Raw genomic sequence first — 16,075 nt, forward strand, 5'->3', positions numbered from 1 at the left:
AGCTCCCACAGGGTATGCGCCGATTTTGAATCAGCGGTAATCCTGTGGGAGCTGGCTTGCCAGCGATGCGGTATCCCGGATCTATTGTTGTTGCACCGAGATCACCGGCGTCGGCGACACGAACACCTTCGCATGCATCTGCTCACACCCGCCGCCTCGACGCATGCCGCGTACCGGGCAGGCGTCGAGATAATCCAGACCCACCGCCAGTTTCAGGTGCCGCTCCGGCCGTGCCAGTTGGTTGGTCACGTCAAAGCTGTACCACGCGTCATCCAGCCAGGCCTCGGCCCAAGCGTGGCTGGCCAGGTGCTCGCAATCTTCGCTGTACAGATAGCCCGACACATAGCGCGACGGAATCCCGAGGCTGCGCGCGCAGGCAAGAAACGCGTGGGTGTGATCCTGACAAACCCCGGCACGCCCGGCGAATGCTTCCGAGGCGCTGGTATCGACTTCGGTTGAGCCCGGCGTGTAAGTCATGTGCTGGTTCAAACCATGCATCAAGTCGATCAGCGCAGTACGGTCGCGGCGTTGTTTGCAGGATTTTTGCGCAAATCCGCGCAGGGCTTCGTCAGCTTCGGTCAGCCGAGTGAAACGCAAAAACGGCAGCGCCGACTGGCTCTCATGCTCGGCTTCGCGCAACTCATCGATATCGACCTGGCCACGAGCACCAATGATGATCGCTTCGTGCGGCTCGTCCATGGTCAGTACATGCAGGATGTTGCCGAACGGATCGAGCTGCGCGCGCACCGGGCGCGGCAGGTCGAGTTGCCAGCTCAGCACGTGCTGGCGCTCGCTGTCGTGGGGTGTCAGTCGCAGGTACTGGATGCTCGCCCGCACCTTATCTTCATAGTGATAGGTGGTCTCGTGGCTTATGGAAAGTCTCATGCAGCCTCCAGGTAGGAACTGTGAATGGCGTTGCCCAACTGGCGCACCAGCGGGATGAATTCGGTGAGCCAGGCGTGCAGGCCTTCTTCGAGGATTTCGTTGATGCCGGTGTAGCGCAGGCGTGCGTCCATTTCGGCCGCCAGCCGTTGTGCGGGGCGGCCATTGGCGCCCGGCAGTTGCGCGAGGATCTGATCGATTTCTTCGGTGCAGGCGCGCAGCGAACGCGGTACGTCAGCGCGCAACAGCAGCAGTTCGGCGACGTGCCGGGCGCCGGGTGCGTCGCGGTAGATCTCGGTATAAGCCTCGAATGACGACAAGGCGCGCAACAACGCGCTCCATTGGTAGTAGGCGTGCGCGGTGCCATCGCTGACCGCTTCGGCCTGATCGCCAGCCATTTCATAACGCGCGTCGAGCAGGCGCAGCGTGTTGTCCGCGCGCTCGATAAACGTCCCCAGACGAATGAAGCGAAATGCATCGTTGCGCATGATCGTGCCGTAGGACGCGCCACGAAACAGGTGCGAGCGCTCCTTGATCCATTCACAGAAGCGGCTCATGCCATAACGGCTGAGGCCCTGTTCGGCGATCCCGCGAATCTCCAGCCAGGTGGCGTTGATGTTCTCCCACATGTCGGCAGTTATACGGCCGCGCACCGCATGCGCACTGGCCCGCGCCGAGCCGAGGCAGCTGTAAATGCTGGCCGGGTTGGCCGCATCCAGCGCGAAGAAATGCAGCAGGCGTTCGGCGTGCAACTCGCCGTGGCGCTCCAGATAATCCTCCAGCGTGCCGGTGATCAGCAGCGGCATGGCGAGTTCGTGCAGGCCGTCGCCACGGCCGTCCTGCGGCATCAGCGACAGTGAATAACTGATGTCGAGCATCCGCGCGAGATTTTCCGCCCGCTCCAGGTAACGCGACATCCAATACAGATCCGAGGCAGTTCTACTTAACATGACAGGCTTCCTTCAATCCTCGACCACCCAGGTGTCCTTGGTTCCGCCACCCTGGGAGGAATTCACCACCAGAGAGCCTTCGCGCAATGCGACGCGGGTCAAACCGCCGGGCACCACACGGGTTTCGCGACCGGACAATACAAACGGACGCAAGTCGATATGGCGTGGCGCAATACCGTTTTCGACAAAGGTCGGACAGGTCGACAGCGACAGCGTCGGTTGCGCGATGTACGCGTGAGGCTTGGCCTTGATCCGCTCACGAAAGGCGTCGATTTCCGCCTTGGTCGAGGCCGGCCCGACCAACATCCCGTAACCACCGGAACCCTGGGTTTCCTTGACGACCAGATCCGGGAGATTGGCCAGCACATGGGAAAGCTCAGACGGGTTGCGGCATTGCCAGGTCGGCACGTTTTTCAGGATCGGTTCTTCGTCGAGATAGAAACGAATCATGTCGGTGACAAACGGATACACCGACTTGTCGTCCGCGACACCGGTGCCAATCGCGTTGGCCAGCACCACGTTGCCCGAGCGATAAGACGACAGCAGCCCCGGCACACCCAGCATCGAATCCGGATTGAACGCCAGCGGATCGAGGAATGCGTCGTCGAGCCGGCGATAGATCACGTCCACGGCTTTCGGGCCGTCGGTGGTGCGCATGAAAACCTTGTCGTCGCGCACGAACAGATCCGCGCCTTCGACCAGTTCGACGCCCATTTCCCGAGCGAGGAAGGCGTGCTCGAAAAACGCGCTGTTGAAGCGTCCAGGGGTCAGCACCACCACGCTCGGGTTATCGATCGGGCTGGAGCTTTTCAAAGTGTCGAGCAGCAGGTTCGGGTAGTGATCGATGGGCGCGATGCGTTGCGCGGCGAACAGTTCGGGGAACAGACGCATCATCATCTTGCGGTCTTCGAGCATGTAGCTCACGCCGCTCGGGGTGCGCAGATTGTCTTCAAGCACGTAATACGTGCCGTCGCCGTCGCGCACCAGATCGACGCCGGAAATGTGCGAGTAGATATCGCGGTGCAGATCCAGCCCTTGCATCGCCAACTGATATTGCTCGTTGGCCAGCACCTGTTCGGCCGGGATGATGCCGGCCTTGATGATGCGCTGCTCGTGATACAGGTCGGCGAGGAACATGTTCAGCGCCTTGACGCGCTGAATACAGCCGCGCTCGACGATCCGCCACTCGCTGGCGGGGATGCTGCGCGGAATCGTATCGAACGGAATCAGGCGCTCGGTGCCCTGATCATCGCCGTACAGCGTGAAGGTAATTCCGGCGCGATGGAACAACAGATCAGCCTCGCGTCGCCGCTGGGCCAACAGTTCGTCAGGGGTCTCGGCCAGCCAACGGGCGAACTCCCGATAATGCGGGCGAACCACGCCGCCGGCATCGTACATCTCATCAAAATAGGTGCGGATCATGCCGTACTCCTTGTCACCCGGACCTACGAGCCTTCGCAAGGCCCGTGCCATCGGCAGAAACGCTTTGATTTCAATCGGTTGGATATTCACGCTGCAACCGCCGCACCATTCCTGTGCGACAAATGCCCCAACTCGTCAGCCCCCGCTTCATTGCGACGCAGTGCAATCGCCTGTCACCAGCATAGTCAGAGTTGATTTCACTGCCCGGCGACTGTTGTTTCAGCGTTTTTCCGCGAGAGATTTCCTGCCGCCGAAAACAAAAACGGCCGACCCAAAGGTCAGCCGTTATTCAGTGTCGATGTTGCGGGATCAATGCAGACGATGCCGATTTCGCACCTCCTGCTTTACGCCCCAGCCTTCGATGATACCGCCAAGCGGTTCAACGACGGCGCCAAGGTACTGCTCGAAATCGCCAATGCCGCCATAGGTGGCGTACATCACTTTGCTCAACTCCAGACACCATGCGCCGTCATCACGCGCGCTGATCTGTGCATTGATGGATTCACCGCAAAACTGATCGGCGGCTGTACGCGCGCTCTCCTCGTCCGGAAACAGTGCGTAGAACTCGATCGGATGAAACCTGGAGAAATCGAAACCGCCTTCCTTCATTCGGCGCAGCACGCTGCTGCTGATGTCTTCTTGATAGGCTGTGCTCATGAATCGTCCCCCTCACATTTGATGGATAGACTTTCCGTATTCCCTGCAGCGGCCTGACGGCCAAAGTACGACGGCAACAGATTGCCAACGGGACACAAGCATGTAGCTGAGAAGACCAGACCTTAGCGATTCATCGCTGATCTCGCCTGCAGAGTAGCCCCAAGATAGAGCCGCTGCCAAGGCCTGGTGATTGAAGTGACAAAAAGATTTCAGACGGGAGTAATGCTGCGGATTTCAATGCTGTTCTGGGTCTTGAGACTTTTGACGCCGGCATCGGTGGTGCGGCCTTCCAGATCGTTCAGATCCAGTTCGGCGGCGACAGGCAGGAACCGTTCCTTGATGAGTTTGGCGGCGTGCTCGTGATCCGGGCACTCTTCGCACTCGAAGACCTCGTCGACTACTTCACCATGATCATCCACGAAAGTGACTTTCCACTTGGACATCGGAGCCTCCTAGATCAAACCCGCAAATGGGCTTACCTCTATCTCGACTTTTGTCAGGAATGATCGTTCAAAAGGTTTACAGCAAGCGGTGATGAAAAAAACATCATCCAAGTTGAGGCCAGGCTTTTGTGGCGAGGGAGCTTGCTCCCGCCGGGCTGCGAAGCGGCCCCCAAAATCTGACGTCCATCGCAGATTTTGTGAGTGCTGCGCACTCAAGCGGGAGCAAGCTCCCTCGCCACAGGAATCCCGGGATTTGTCTAGTCGTTGCTTGGTTTGTTGACTGCTTGCAGTACGTACTGTGGCAAGGCGAAGGCGCCGATGTGGATTTCCGGGTTGTAGTAACGGGTGACGATGCCGCTGCCGATGAAGCGCTGTTGCAGGGTTTCGCGGCTCAGCTTGCGGTAGGCCGGGTTGGTCGAACCCCAGGCGAAAGTCATCGAGCCGCCGATGTAGGTCGGCACGGCAGCCTGATAGAAGTGCCAGTCCGGGAACAGGCTGCGCAGGCGGCCAGCGGTGGTTTTGACTTCTTCGATCTGCATGAACGGCGTGCCATTTTGGGTCACGAGAATGCCGCCCTCGTTCAGGCAACGGTGGCAGGCCTGATAGAAGTTTTCCGAGAACAGCACTTCGCCCGGGCCGATCGGGTCGGTGGAGTCGGAAATGATCACGTCGAATTTTTCGGTGGTGGTCGCAACGAAGCGCATGCCGTCATCGATTACCAGGTTCAAACGTGGATCGTCGTAGGCGCCTTTGGAGTGGTTCGGCAGGAACTCTTTGCACATATCAACTACGGTGCCGTCGATCTCGACCATGGTGATGTGCTCGACACCGCCGTGCTTGGTCACTTCGCGCAGCATGCCGCCGTCACCGCCGCCGATGATCAGCACGCGTTTGGCCGCGCCGTGGGCGAGGATTGGCACGTGAGTGAGCATTTCGTGGTAGATGAATTCGTCGGCTTCAGTGGTCTGGATCACACCGTCCAGCGCCATCACCCGGCCCATGCGCGGGTTCTGGAAGATCACCAGGTGCTGGTGCTCGGTGCGCACTTCGTGCAGCAGTTTTTCCATGCGAAAACGCTGGCCGTAGCCTTCGTAGAGGGTTTCCAGGTATTCGCTGGTCTTGATGTCGGTCATGGTGAAGTGCTCCGATGAATGCGCGGGCGCCGATCGTGGGGACAATTGCCCGGGAAAGGCGCGCATTCTACGTTGCCGAACATGACAGGTCGAACCTCAGTTCATCGGGCTAATGCTTTCCAATGTGGGAGCTGGCCTGCCAGCTCCCACATTGTTTGCATTGAGCCCGGGAAAGGCGTCAGATCCGCACATTCCCGCGTGGCCCGGCAATTGCCCAGATGATCAGGCCCAACACCGGCAGCAGGATGATCAGCAACACCCAGACGATTTTCATACCCGTCGAGGCGCCGCTTTTCAGCACGTTGATGATGGCCCAGATGTCGAGGGCGAGAATAATCAGGCCGATCAGGCCATTGAACGTGGAACCCATGGTGTCGCTCCGTTGTGAGTGGCAAGCACCTTTAGGATAGACGGGCCTGACGAGGGTTCCCTTTTATTGCGTTCAGACGTGAATTGCGATCTTCAAGGCTTCCAGCGACGGCGCGGCGGCGATGCCGACTTCGGCGCACAGTTCCAGCACGCGTGGCACGTCGTTGCCGTGCACCAACACCATTTGCAGCTCGTCGTCGAGCAACTGGCTGAAGTTGATCAGTGTGTAACCGCCGTTTTCCTTGTTCAGGCTGCTCATCTGCACCTGGATACGATTGAGTGCGGTCAGCGCTTCGGTCTTGGCCAGTTGTTTAGGTTTGATGTTGAACTCGACGCCCGGGCCGAACGACGCGACGATCTGCGCGAACAGATCAACGTAAGTGTCGGCCTGGAACAGCACGGTCTCCGGCAGACTGCCGACCACCACCCACTCGCCCAATGGAATCGGGAAGTCATCGTCGTAATTGATGTCGGGGTTGGCGGTCAGGAAAGCGTCGGCATCGGCATAGGCCTGCGCTGCTTCGTCGGCGACCTTCAGTATCTCGTCCTCGCCCATGCAGCCGGAGCTGATTTTGCTGATGAGTTCGACGAGTGCGGCTTTCATGTGGGCGGATCCTGTGACGAAGGGAGATTTTGCGGGCGCGAAGGATAGCGCATTCTCGACTTCGCCACAGTCGGTTCCAGCCCGAAGGCGTCAGCCCAGCAGCTTTTGCAACTGCGCCGTAGTATCGACCGCGCCCATGGTCTTGGCCGCGTCGAGCGCGGTAATGCCATTGGCATCCTTGGCTTTTGGGTCGGCGCCTTGGCTGATCAGGTAGTCGACGATTTCAACGCGGTTGAACATCGCCGCCATCATCAGCGCGGTACGGCCGTCGAACGAAGAACCTTCGATTTGCGCACCACCTTCCACCAGCGCCTTGACCACCGGCAGGTCTCCTTTGAACGCCGCACCGGCAATCGGGCTTTGGCCGCTGCCATTGCGTTGTTCCGGGTCAGCGTGGTGTTTAAGCAGCACTTGCACCGCGTCCAGATGCCCGTAATAAGCGGCGAGCATCAACAAAGTGTCGCCCTTGCTGTTGCTCAGATTCACCGGCAGACCGGCGGTGATCAGGCGATCAAGCATCTCTGCGTCACCGGCGCGCGCCTTGTCGAATACCTGCTCGGTGAATTCAGCAGCTTCTTCAGGGGTCATCTGGCGGCTTTGCTCGGACATGGGTCACTCCACTTTCGGTCAATCGGAAAGCAGACAGTTTCCCGAGCGCGACAGAAGCTGTCACCCACTTTTTTTCATGCGCGCGCATAGCCAATTTCAATAACGGTATTTGCCCGCGCGGATTTCTGCCATGACCTGATCGGTGACCTGCACGTACGTTTCGCTCCCCGGCAACCACGCATAAACCGGATCGTCGCTGACCAGCGCCGGGTCGAAGCCTTGGTTTTTCAGGCGGGTTTTCTGGTATTTGAAGGTGCCGGTGGTTTCCATTTTCACCTTCACCCGCAGAAATAGCGGCACCGCATAGGCCGGCATACGTTGCCGGGCGAACGCCAGCAATTCGGCGAAATCCAGCGTCGCCAGGGATTCGGTCGGTGTGATCGCGGCCATACCAGCGCGGCCGTTGGTGTTGTGGATTTCCACGCCATAGGCCACGGCTTCGCAGATATTCGGATGTTGCAGCAGCAGGTTTTCGACTTCAGTGGTCGAGACGTTTTCACCCTTCCAGCGGTAAGTGTCGCCGAGACGATCGACAAACTGCGCATGGCCGAAACCAATGTTGCGCAGCAGATCGCCGGTGTTGAAGAAACGGTCGCCACGGCTAAACACGTCGTGCAAAACGACTTTGGCGGTTTTCTGCGGGTCGGTGTAGCCGTCGAGCGGCGCCTTGTCGTCGATCCGCGCCAGCAACAAGCCCTGCTCGCCCTTGCCGACCTTGCGCATGAAGCCATTGCCGCCGCGCGTCGGCTCACCGGTTTCATGGTCGTAGGCCACCAATTCCCACGCCATCAAGGAGAAGCCGATGGTGTTGTCGAAATTGAGGATGTTGGTGAAGCCGATGTTGCCGTCGCTGGCCGCATACAACTCGCAAATGTGTTCAACGGCAAACCGCGTCTTGAACTCGGCCCAGGCACCGGGACGCAAGCCGTTGCCGATCATCTTGCGCACGTCGTGGCGATTGTCATCGGCGCTGGCCGGTTGATCGACCAGATAGCGACACAATTCGCCGACGTAGCCGATGGTGGTCGCCCGGTAACGCCGCACATCGCTCCAGAACTGGCTGGCGCTGAACTTGCGGCGGATTGCGAAGCCCGAGGCGCCGCTGATCGCCGAACCCCAGCAAACGCACAAGCCAGTGGCGTGATACAGCGGCAAAGTGCAGTAGACGACATCGTCCGGGCGCATGTTCAGGGCGATCATGCCGAAGCTTGCCGAGCTGCGCATCCAGCGGCCGTGCTTGAACACGCCGGCCTTGGGCAGCCCTGTGGTGCCGGAGGTGTAGATGTAGAAACAAGGATCGTCGAAAAAAATCTGCCGGCTGCTGGCCGGGTTGTCACTGCATGCATCGGCACTGGCGCTGATCAGATTGACGTAGCCCTCAGGCGCGGTGCCTGGATGGCTGAAGGTGTCCTGATCGGCAACGAACCAGGTGCGCGCGGGGGCGATCGATACTTGCTCGCGCACCGCCGCGAAGGTCGGCAGCAATTCTTCGCCGACCACGATGGCCACCGGAGCTACCAGGTTCACGCTGTGAATCAACGTATCGCGGATCTGCGAGGTGTTCAGCAGCGCGCTGACCGCACCAACCTTGGCCAGCGCCAGAATCGCCACCAGTAATTCCGGACGGTTCTCGATGAACACCGCCACCACATCACCTTTGCTGACGCCCTGCCCGATCAGGTAATGCGCGATGCGATTGGCCCACTGGTTGACCTGTGCGTAACTCAGCAGCACATCACCGGCCAACAACGCAGGGCCGTCGGGATTGCGCAGGGTCGCTTGCTCGAAGGTGAAACCCAAGCCACAGGTTTGGGTCGGATCCTTGACGTTGGCCGCCTTCATGCCTTTGACCAGCCGCGGGATGGCTCGGGCGATGGTCGGCAGTTTGCGGAGCATCATGCCCCAGGTAATCGTGTCGTTTGGCGCGTGACGCATGGCAGCTCCCGTTCGACCTTGGCGTGCAGATCGGATTTTTATTGTCGGGCAATCGAGTGAGGCAACCGGCACTTGCGAGCGAAGGTTGAGGCTGAAAGTACGTCAGCGCTTCTCGGGCTGTACATGCGGTTTTTGCAATGTTTTGTATCCGCCAGGCGCTTTAGCGAGTGGGAGATCGCGAGGGTGCGGTTTGGTTCCGTTAATTGGGGGTCGATCACGCAAAATGCAGGATGCACGATGGCCATTCATGCAGATTGCACGAGCTTTAGAAATTAACTGATTTTTAACTTGTTGATTTATATAGGTTTTTAAAAATATCGGTGCTGGCACAATCACTGCAACTCTCTATGCATGCTTGCCATTCAAGTGCATACGGAGCTGAAAAACATGAGCCTGATTCAAGAAAAATTTACCTCGCTGTTCTCCAACTTCGACGTCACCACTGCGCCACGTCCTGATGGCGGGATTCTGTTGACCCTGCGCAGCGCCGACGGCAAGACGTTTAAACGTGCCCTGACTTATCAGCAGTTGCATGCCGGCGACCAACTGTCTTGGGCGATCAGCGCGATTCGTCGTGACTTGGCTGAACAAGCCAGCGAGCTGCCGCAAATTGCCATGCTGCAAAGCCAGCAGCGTTTTGCCCTGCCGACTTATCACTCGCTGTAATCAATTCGCTGTAAACAAACAGGCCGTGAAGTTTTCGCTTCACGGCCTGTTTTTTGTGCGCAGTGCTAAACCCTGTGGGACTAGAAAGCTTCCGGTTCGATCCCGGTGAAGCTATCGACCGTCACATGCCCTGCCAACTCCCCGCCTTCACGGGCCAGACCGCAGGTCTGCATACCCGCTGACTGAGCGGCATCCAGCTCTTCGACGATATCCGACAGAAACAGAATCTCCTGCGCTTCAACGCCAATCGCTCGCTGGATGTTGCTGTAAGACTGCGCCTCGCGCTTCGGCCCGGATGTGGTGTCGAAGTAACCGCTGAACAGCGGCGTCAGATCGCCCGCTTCCGAGCAGCCGAAAATCAGCTTCTGCGCCTGGATCGAGCCGGACGAATACACAAACAGTTGATAACCGGCCTGATGCCAGCGCTTTAACGCTTCAACAGCGTCCGGGTAAACATGCCCCTGCAACTGCCCGGCCTGATAACCCTGCTCCCAGACCATGCCTTGCAATGCCTTGAGCGGCGTGGCTTTGCGATCTTCGGCGATCCAGCTCAGCAAGATTTCAACGACACGTTCAACGTCGGCCTGCGGCTCATTGCTGTCACGGCGCACGGCGTCCAATTGCTCGGCGACACCGGCACGCTCGGCGTTGTGGCGCACAAAGTCCGGCAGGTGTTTGGCCGCATACGGAAACAGCACATCGAACACAAAACTTACTGCGCTGGTGGTGCCTTCGATATCGGTGAGAATGACTTTGATCGACATCTACTCAGTCCTCCAGACGCGGGAAACGGCCGGCGATATCTTCGCCGGTGAATTTGGCAACCCAGCCATCCGGGTTGTTAAACAGACGGATCGCCACGAAGTGCGGATGCTCGCCCATGTCGAACCAGTGCTTCGTGCCGGCCGGAACCGAGATCAGATCGTTCTTCTCGCAGAGCACGGCGTACACGTAATCGTCGATGTGCAAGGTAAACAGGCCACGCCCGGCGACGAAAAATCGTACTTCGTCTTCGCCGTGCTGGTGTTCTTCGAGGAACTTGGCGCGCAGTTCGGCTTTTTGCGGGTGATCGCTGTTCAGGCTGATGACATCGACGGTGATGTAACCGCGTTCGGTCATCAGTTTATCGATCTGTTCTTTGTAAGCGCTGATCACTTCTTCCTGACTGGCGCCAGGCTGAATCTTCGCCGCGGCTTGCCAGCGGTCAAAGCGCACGCCCTGCTCGGCGAGCGTCGAGGCGATGTCTTCGAGATGGGTCAGCACCTTGTTCGGCACTTCAGGACTGGAGATGTGATAAACGGACAGGCTGCTCATGGGCGATTCCTCGGTAACGGCCGCGCCGTCCGGTTTGTGGTCACCGGTCGGGCGTAGCGCTGCATCAGGCGGTTGGCGACTTGGGTGCAAGTCTGCCGTTAACGGTTCAACACGCTGCGGGTTTTCAACTCGCATTCAAACAAGAATTCAAAGGCCTCGATCTGCCGTAGCGCATCGTTCATGCCTGCGCCCCAGGTGTAGAGGCCGTGGCCGCGAATCAGGTAACCGACGCAATCCGGATGGGCGTCGAGCCAAGGCTGCACCTTGGCGGCGAGGCGCGCAATGTCCTGATCGTTATCAAAGATCGGCACGCGCACCCGCGATTCGTGGGTCGAGATGCCGCTGAAGGCTTTTTGCAGTTCGTAGTCTTCAAACTCGATGAAATCTTCCGGAGTCAGGCGCGACAGCACCGTGGCATTCACCGAATGCGTGTGCAGCACCGCACCGATCTCCGCGCGCCAGTTATAGAGCTGGGTGTGCAGCAGGGTTTCGGCAGACGGCTTTTTGCCCGGTTCGAGACTGTTGCCGGACATATCGGTAGCGAGCACGTCATCCAGGCCCAACTGACCTTTGTGTTTGCCAGACACCGTCAGCAGCGCTTCGCTCGGCGACAGGCGCGTCGAATAGTTGCTGCTGGTGGCTGGCGACCAGCCGCGACCATAAAGAAAACGCCCGGCGTCGACGATTTGCTGAGCGAGCTGTTCACGCGTAAGGCTCATGGCCTGTCCTCTTGCATTCGGGTAGCAATGATAACGGCAGCGGCGAGCGCTGCGAGACTGGCAATACTAAAGGTCAATGTCGCGCCGAGGGCATTCCAGCTGTAGCCGGAGTACAACGCGCCGAGCGCGCCGCCGGTACCGGCCAGCGCCGCGTACAACGCTTGGCCCTGCCCTTGCTGGCGCGCGCCGAAACTACGTTGCACGAACTGGATGGCAGCCGCGTGAAAGCTGCCGAACGTGGCCGCGTGCAACACCTGAGCGAACAGCAATACCCAGAGGAATTCGGCGAACGAACCTAGCAGCAACCAGCGCAATGCTGCCAGCAGAAAACTCGCCATCAACACCCGACGTACCGAGAAGCGCGCAAGAATCCGGCTCATGGCCATGAACATCAGCACTTCTGCGACCACGCCGACCGCCCAGAGCATGCCGATCACGCCCCGCGTGTAGCCAAGTTTTTCCAGGTGCAAAGTCAGAAATGTGTAATACGGCCCGTGGCTCATTTGCATCAGCGCAACGCAGCCATAAAACGCCAGTACGCCGGGAGTGCGCAATTGCTTGAGAAAGCCATCACCGGTCGGTCGATCGCCCTGCACCGGTTGCGCGTTGGGCACCCACAAACTGCTGAGAACAATGCCGGCCATGATCAGCACCAGCGCCGCCGGGTAGATATCCAGGCTCAGCCATTCGAACAAGCGACCGAGCGCGACCACGGTGATGATGAAACCGATCGAACCCCACAGCCGAATCTGGCTGTAGCGCGAGGTCTGGCCCTGTAAATGCGCGAGCGTGATGACTTCGAACTGCGGCAATACTGCGTGCCAGAAGAACGCGTGCAGCGCCATGACCATCGCCAGCCACGCGTAGCTTTTGCTGACGAAGATCAGCGAGAACGTCAGCAGCGTACACACCGCGCCGAAGCGCACGATGGCCAGGCGTTTGCCGGTGTAGTCGCCGAGCCAGCCCCAGATGTTCGGCGCCACGCAGCGCATCAGCATCGGGATCGCCACCAGCTCGCCAATGCGCGCGGGGCTAAAGCCGAGGTGATCGAAGTACAGCGCCAGAAACGGCGCTGTCGAACCGAGCAAGGCGAAATAGAACAGATAAAAACTGGACAGCCGCCAGTACGGGAGCGCCGCCACGCCGGTCAGACTGCGGTGGCTTGCGGGTCAGCCATTAAAGCTGACCCAGCACCGGGGTGCTCACGCGCACATCGGCATTCTGGCCACGGTGACGCAGCAGGTGATCCATCAACACGATGGCCATCATCGCTTCGGCAATCGGTGTGGCGCGGATGCCGACGCACGGGTCGTGACGGCCTTTGGTGATCACATCCACCGGGTTGCCGTGGACGTCGATCGAACGGCCCGGCGTAGTGATGCTCGATGTTGGCTTCAGCGCCAGATGCGCAACGATTGGCTGACCGGACGAGATGCCGCCGAGAATGCCGCCAGCGTTGTTGCTGAGGAAACCTTCCGGGGTCATTTCATCGCGATGCTCGGTTCCACGCTGGGCAACGCAGGCGAAACCGGCACCGATTTCCACGCCTTTAACTGCGTTGATGCTCATCAGCGCGTGGGCCAGTTCAGCGTCGAGGCGATCGAAAATCGGCTCGCCAAGACCCGGCATCACGCCCTCGGCAACCACGGTGATCTTGGCTCCGACCGAGTCCTGATCGCGGCGCAACTGGTCCATGTAGGCTTCCAGCTCCGGCACTTTGTCCGGGTCCGGGCTGAAGAACGCGTTGTCCTCCACCGAGTCCCACGTCTTGAACGGGATTTCAATCGGGCCGAGCTGGCTCATGTAGCCACGAATGACGATGCCCTGGCTGGCCAGATACTTCTTGGCAATCGCCCCGGCCGCTACGCGCATGGCAGTTTCGCGCGCCGAGCTGCGACCGCCGCCGCGATAATCGCGCTCGCCGTATTTGTGGTGGTAGGTGTAGTCGGCGTGGGCCGGACGGAACAGATCCTTGATCGCCGAGTAGTCCTTGGACTTCTGGTCGGTGTTGCGGATCAGCAGGCCAATCGAGCAACCGGTGGTGCGCCCCTCGAACACGCCGGAGAGAATTTCGACCTCGTCGGCTTCCTGACGCTGGGTGGTGTGGCGACTGGTGCCCGGCTTGCGGCGATCGAGGTCGCGCTGCAGGTCTTCGAGGGAAATCTCCAGGCCCGGCGGGCAGCCGTCGACAATGGCGACCAACGCCGGACCATGGCTCTCGCCCGCGGTGGTGACAGTGAACAACTTGCCATAGGTATTGCCGGACATGCAGGACGCTCCGTGAAATCAAACCTGATTCTTGATGCGCGCCAGTATACGCAGGCTAACCGAGTAGTTCATCCTCGAACCTTAGCGGTGTTGGTGAGTCCAACCGGCACCTTGGCGAATGATGGCGTGATGATGCTGCGAGTTTTGATCTTGAGTCTTACCCTGTTTACCGGCTTTGTTCAGGCGACTGTCCTGCAACGACCTATCACTTTGCCTACCGATGGCGGCGAACTTTTCGGCTCGCTGTTGTTGCCGAAGTCCGACACGCCTGTGCCGGTTGTCCTGATTCTGTCTGGCTCGGGTCCTACCGATCGCGACGGAAATAATCCGGACGGCGGACGCAACGACAGCCTCAAACGGCTGGCCTGGGTGCTGGCCAAACACAACATTGCCAGCGTGCGTTTCGACAAGCGCGGCGTGGCAGCGAGCCTGGCGGTGACCCCGGACGAGCGCAATCTGAGCATCGAGGCTTATGTGGCGGACGCCGTCGCCTGGGGCCAGAAGCTCAAGGCTGATCCGCGTTTCGGACCGTTAATCGTGCTCGGCCACAGCGAAGGCGCGTTGATTGCCAGCCTCGCCGCGCCGAAAGTCGATGCAGCGGCAGTCATTTCTTTGTCCGGCAGCGCGCGGCCGGTTGATCAAGTGATCCGTCAGCAATTGTCGCAGCGCCTGCCGCCGCCACTGATGCTGCGTAGCAACGAATTGCTCGACAGCCTCAAGGCCGGGCGCACTGACGACAACGTGCCCGCACAATTGCAGGTGATTTTCCGCCCGAGCGTGCAGCCGTATCTGATCTCGCTGTTCCGTCAGGATCCGGCGGCAGCCTTCGCCCAACTGAAAATGCCGGCGCTGATCGTGCAGGGCAGCAACGACATTCAGGTGCAGGTCGATGACGCGAAACTGCTCAAAGTCGCCAAACCGGACGCCAAGCTGGCGCTGATCGAAGGCATGAATCACGTCTTGCGCATCGTGCCCAATGATCTGAAGCGGCAATTGGCCTCCTATAAAGACCCGAATCTGCCACTGGCAGCGGAACTGGGTTCACAGATCCTCGACTTTATTGACGGAATTCGCACCCGTTAAGCACGGTTTCCCCTCCAGTCCTGCAGAAAACGGCCGATAAGCCTTTGTCGCCAGCGTACCGGCTGGCGACAAGCAGGGCTTGGACAGGATCTCGCCGTTATGACTGATACCCAGACTTCACCCGACACCACCGCTGAAAAAGACGCGCCGCCAGCGGTCGAGCTGCCGTGGGCGGACGTTCATGTCGAGCACCACAAGATGCTCCGTCTGGCGCCGCTGAAGACCGACCGCAACACCGGCGGACGGCCGCTGCGTTTCGTCGAATTCGGCTACGCCGAGCGCAACAGCAAAGAACAAAGCCTGATGCGCATGGCGATCAAACTGCCCGGCCAGCGCGTGCGCAAGGAGCAGAATCTTCTGGATGTGTGGGTCGATCACAAGACCAAACGCGTGCATTTCGGTCCGGACAGCGGCTTGCAGATCGAACCGCTGAACCGTGGCATCGGCCGTTTCATGGCCGCTCAGGGCATCACTTGGGCCAAGAAACGCTGGCCCGCCTACACCGTCGACGGCGTGGACTTGAACAACAAGGACGCGCTCAACGAAGACACCCGCCTGCGTCGCGATCACTTTCTGCGCGTGCATGGTTTTGACGTGGCGTATGCCGATGCGCAGCATTTGAAGGGCAGCGTCAAAGAGGCGCAGGTCGGGGATTTAGTGGGCGACTGGAACAGCGAAAAGCTGCAGATCGTCGAGATTCTCGAAGCGGCGCAGATGCTGCAACAGGCCGAGCAGAATCTGGCCGAGCAGGAAGTAAAGCTGAAAGTGCAGGAAGACAAGGTCAGCAAGTTCAAGCGTGAAGACGCGGGTTTGCGTTTTACGATTACGTGTCTGGTGGCGTTTTCGGTGTTTCAGGCGGGGTTGTTGATCTGGATTGCTACACACCGTTGAAAATCTTGAATCAGCGCTGATCTGTGGCGAGGGAGCTTGCTCCCGCTCGGTTGCGAAGCGACCGCAAAACCTGAGCACTCGGTGTATCGGAAAAACCGTGGTGCCAAGTTAAGGGTCTGCTTCGCAGACC

General features: G+C 59.3%; 18 protein-coding genes. 3 read left to right on the forward strand and 15 right to left on the reverse strand.

What is annotated here, in order from left to right:
- Window positions 1-81 precede the first annotated feature (81 nt).
- The 10 genes from ACP7EE_RS13275 to ACP7EE_RS13320 form a co-directional block, all read right to left on the reverse strand.
- Window positions 82-885, reverse strand: a complete 804-nt coding sequence (locus ACP7EE_RS13275) for a transglutaminase family protein (protein ID WP_426234857.1) — start codon at window positions 883-885, stop codon at window positions 82-84.
- Complete coding sequence (locus tag ACP7EE_RS13280) at window positions 882-1,832, reverse strand: alpha-E domain-containing protein (protein ID WP_426234858.1); 951 nt, start codon at window positions 1,830-1,832, stop codon at window positions 882-884. Before ACP7EE_RS13280 ends, ACP7EE_RS13275 begins: the two co-directional genes overlap by 4 nt.
- Before the next feature lie 12 nt (window positions 1,833-1,844).
- A complete protein-coding gene (locus ACP7EE_RS13285) occupies window positions 1,845-3,254 on the reverse strand; it encodes a circularly permuted type 2 ATP-grasp protein (RefSeq protein WP_426234859.1) in 1,410 nt (469 codons plus the stop codon).
- 309 nt (window positions 3,255-3,563) lie between these two features.
- The gene (locus ACP7EE_RS13290) at window positions 3,564-3,911 is read right to left on the reverse strand and encodes a ribonuclease E inhibitor RraB (protein ID WP_420650435.1); all 348 of its coding nucleotides are present in this window, start codon (window positions 3,909-3,911) and stop codon (window positions 3,564-3,566) included.
- Between the two features lie 209 nt (window positions 3,912-4,120).
- The gene (locus tag ACP7EE_RS13295) at window positions 4,121-4,354 is read right to left on the reverse strand and encodes a hypothetical protein (protein WP_420650434.1); all 234 of its coding nucleotides are present in this window, start codon (window positions 4,352-4,354) and stop codon (window positions 4,121-4,123) included.
- Window positions 4,355-4,611: 257 nt separating this feature from the next.
- Window positions 4,612-5,487: a polyamine aminopropyltransferase gene (gene speE / locus ACP7EE_RS13300; RefSeq protein ID WP_426234860.1), complete on the reverse strand. Its 876-nt coding sequence runs from the start codon at window positions 5,485-5,487 to the stop codon at window positions 4,612-4,614.
- A gap of 178 nt (window positions 5,488-5,665) precedes the next feature.
- Entirely contained in the window at window positions 5,666-5,857 is a 192-nt protein-coding gene (locus ACP7EE_RS13305) for a PLDc N-terminal domain-containing protein (RefSeq protein WP_016773784.1), read from the reverse strand.
- A 72-nt stretch (window positions 5,858-5,929) separates the two neighbouring features.
- Window positions 5,930-6,460, reverse strand: coding sequence for a hypothetical protein (locus tag ACP7EE_RS13310; RefSeq protein ID WP_426234861.1), 531 nt, complete (start codon window positions 6,458-6,460; stop codon window positions 5,930-5,932).
- 90 nt (window positions 6,461-6,550) lie between these two features.
- A complete protein-coding gene (locus ACP7EE_RS13315) occupies window positions 6,551-7,069 on the reverse strand; it encodes an ankyrin repeat domain-containing protein (RefSeq protein WP_426206369.1) in 519 nt (172 codons plus the stop codon).
- Window positions 7,070-7,165: 96 nt separating this feature from the next.
- Complete coding sequence (locus tag ACP7EE_RS13320) at window positions 7,166-9,004, reverse strand: long-chain-acyl-CoA synthetase (protein WP_426234862.1); 1,839 nt, start codon at window positions 9,002-9,004, stop codon at window positions 7,166-7,168.
- Between the two features lie 387 nt (window positions 9,005-9,391).
- Between ACP7EE_RS13320 and ACP7EE_RS13325 the strand changes: the two genes are divergently transcribed.
- On the forward strand, window positions 9,392-9,670 hold the full coding sequence (locus ACP7EE_RS13325; RefSeq protein WP_420650429.1) for a DUF3509 domain-containing protein: 279 nt from the start codon (window positions 9,392-9,394) through the stop codon (window positions 9,668-9,670).
- 80 nt (window positions 9,671-9,750) lie between these two features.
- Here ACP7EE_RS13325 and mtnC read toward each other — a convergent pair whose 3' ends face one another.
- From mtnC to aroC, 5 genes are all read right to left on the reverse strand, one after another.
- Complete coding sequence (gene mtnC / locus ACP7EE_RS13330) at window positions 9,751-10,434, reverse strand: acireductone synthase (RefSeq protein WP_426234863.1); 684 nt, start codon at window positions 10,432-10,434, stop codon at window positions 9,751-9,753.
- A gap of 4 nt (window positions 10,435-10,438) precedes the next feature.
- Window positions 10,439-10,984: a 1,2-dihydroxy-3-keto-5-methylthiopentene dioxygenase gene (locus ACP7EE_RS13335; protein WP_426234864.1), complete on the reverse strand. Its 546-nt coding sequence runs from the start codon at window positions 10,982-10,984 to the stop codon at window positions 10,439-10,441.
- 98 nt (window positions 10,985-11,082) lie between these two features.
- Window positions 11,083-11,703 (reverse strand): methylthioribulose 1-phosphate dehydratase, encoded by a 621-nt coding sequence (locus ACP7EE_RS13340; protein ID WP_426234865.1) that lies wholly within the window; start codon window positions 11,701-11,703, stop codon window positions 11,083-11,085.
- On the reverse strand, window positions 11,700-12,845 hold the full coding sequence (locus ACP7EE_RS13345; RefSeq protein ID WP_420650425.1) for an MFS transporter: 1,146 nt from the start codon (window positions 12,843-12,845) through the stop codon (window positions 11,700-11,702). The genes ACP7EE_RS13340 and ACP7EE_RS13345 overlap by 4 nt, the downstream gene beginning before the upstream one ends.
- A 34-nt stretch (window positions 12,846-12,879) precedes the next feature.
- Window positions 12,880-13,971, reverse strand: coding sequence for a chorismate synthase (gene aroC, locus ACP7EE_RS13350; protein WP_426234866.1), 1,092 nt, complete (start codon window positions 13,969-13,971; stop codon window positions 12,880-12,882).
- A gap of 129 nt (window positions 13,972-14,100) precedes the next feature.
- On the opposite strand from aroC, the gene ACP7EE_RS13355 reads away from it, so the two are divergent.
- Window positions 14,101-15,054, forward strand: coding sequence for an alpha/beta hydrolase (locus tag ACP7EE_RS13355; protein ID WP_426234867.1), 954 nt, complete (start codon window positions 14,101-14,103; stop codon window positions 15,052-15,054).
- Between the two features lie 99 nt (window positions 15,055-15,153).
- Window positions 15,154-15,945 (forward strand): hypothetical protein, encoded by a 792-nt coding sequence (locus ACP7EE_RS13360; protein ID WP_426234868.1) that lies wholly within the window; start codon window positions 15,154-15,156, stop codon window positions 15,943-15,945.
- The last annotated feature ends 130 nt before the right edge of the window (window positions 15,946-16,075 follow it).

The sequence above is a fragment of the Pseudomonas sp. TWP3-2 genome, from assembly GCF_049897765.1.
Taxonomy (GTDB): domain Bacteria; phylum Pseudomonadota; class Gammaproteobacteria; order Pseudomonadales; family Pseudomonadaceae; genus Aquipseudomonas.

Coding starts and splice junctions, on each gene's coding strand:
- aroC (WP_426234866.1), bottom strand. CDS start 13,971: ATGTCCGGCAATACCTATGGCAAGTTGTTCACTGTCACCACCGCGGGC.
- ACP7EE_RS13310 (WP_426234861.1), bottom strand. CDS start 6,460: ATGAAAGCCGCACTCGTCGAACTCATCAGCAAAATCAGCTCCGGCTGC.
- ACP7EE_RS13340 (WP_426234865.1), bottom strand. CDS start 11,703: ATGAGCCTTACGCGTGAACAGCTCGCTCAGCAAATCGTCGACGCCGGG.
- ACP7EE_RS13275 (WP_426234857.1), bottom strand. CDS start 885: ATGAGACTTTCCATAAGCCACGAGACCACCTATCACTATGAAGATAAG.
- ACP7EE_RS13285 (WP_426234859.1), bottom strand. CDS start 3,254: ATGATCCGCACCTATTTTGATGAGATGTACGATGCCGGCGGCGTGGTT.
- ACP7EE_RS13295 (WP_420650434.1), bottom strand. CDS start 4,354: ATGTCCAAGTGGAAAGTCACTTTCGTGGATGATCATGGTGAAGTAGTC.
- ACP7EE_RS13320 (WP_426234862.1), bottom strand. CDS start 9,004: ATGCGTCACGCGCCAAACGACACGATTACCTGGGGCATGATGCTCCGC.
- ACP7EE_RS13360 (WP_426234868.1), top strand. CDS start 15,154: ATGACTGATACCCAGACTTCACCCGACACCACCGCTGAAAAAGACGCG.
- ACP7EE_RS13315 (WP_426206369.1), bottom strand. CDS start 7,069: ATGTCCGAGCAAAGCCGCCAGATGACCCCTGAAGAAGCTGCTGAATTC.
- ACP7EE_RS13335 (WP_426234864.1), bottom strand. CDS start 10,984: ATGAGCAGCCTGTCCGTTTATCACATCTCCAGTCCTGAAGTGCCGAAC.
- ACP7EE_RS13355 (WP_426234867.1), top strand. CDS start 14,101: ATGATGCTGCGAGTTTTGATCTTGAGTCTTACCCTGTTTACCGGCTTT.
- ACP7EE_RS13325 (WP_420650429.1), top strand. CDS start 9,392: ATGAGCCTGATTCAAGAAAAATTTACCTCGCTGTTCTCCAACTTCGAC.
- ACP7EE_RS13305 (WP_016773784.1), bottom strand. CDS start 5,857: ATGGGTTCCACGTTCAATGGCCTGATCGGCCTGATTATTCTCGCCCTC.
- mtnC (WP_426234863.1), bottom strand. CDS start 10,434: ATGTCGATCAAAGTCATTCTCACCGATATCGAAGGCACCACCAGCGCA.
- speE (WP_426234860.1), bottom strand. CDS start 5,487: ATGACCGACATCAAGACCAGCGAATACCTGGAAACCCTCTACGAAGGC.
- ACP7EE_RS13280 (WP_426234858.1), bottom strand. CDS start 1,832: ATGTTAAGTAGAACTGCCTCGGATCTGTATTGGATGTCGCGTTACCTG.
- ACP7EE_RS13290 (WP_420650435.1), bottom strand. CDS start 3,911: ATGAGCACAGCCTATCAAGAAGACATCAGCAGCAGCGTGCTGCGCCGA.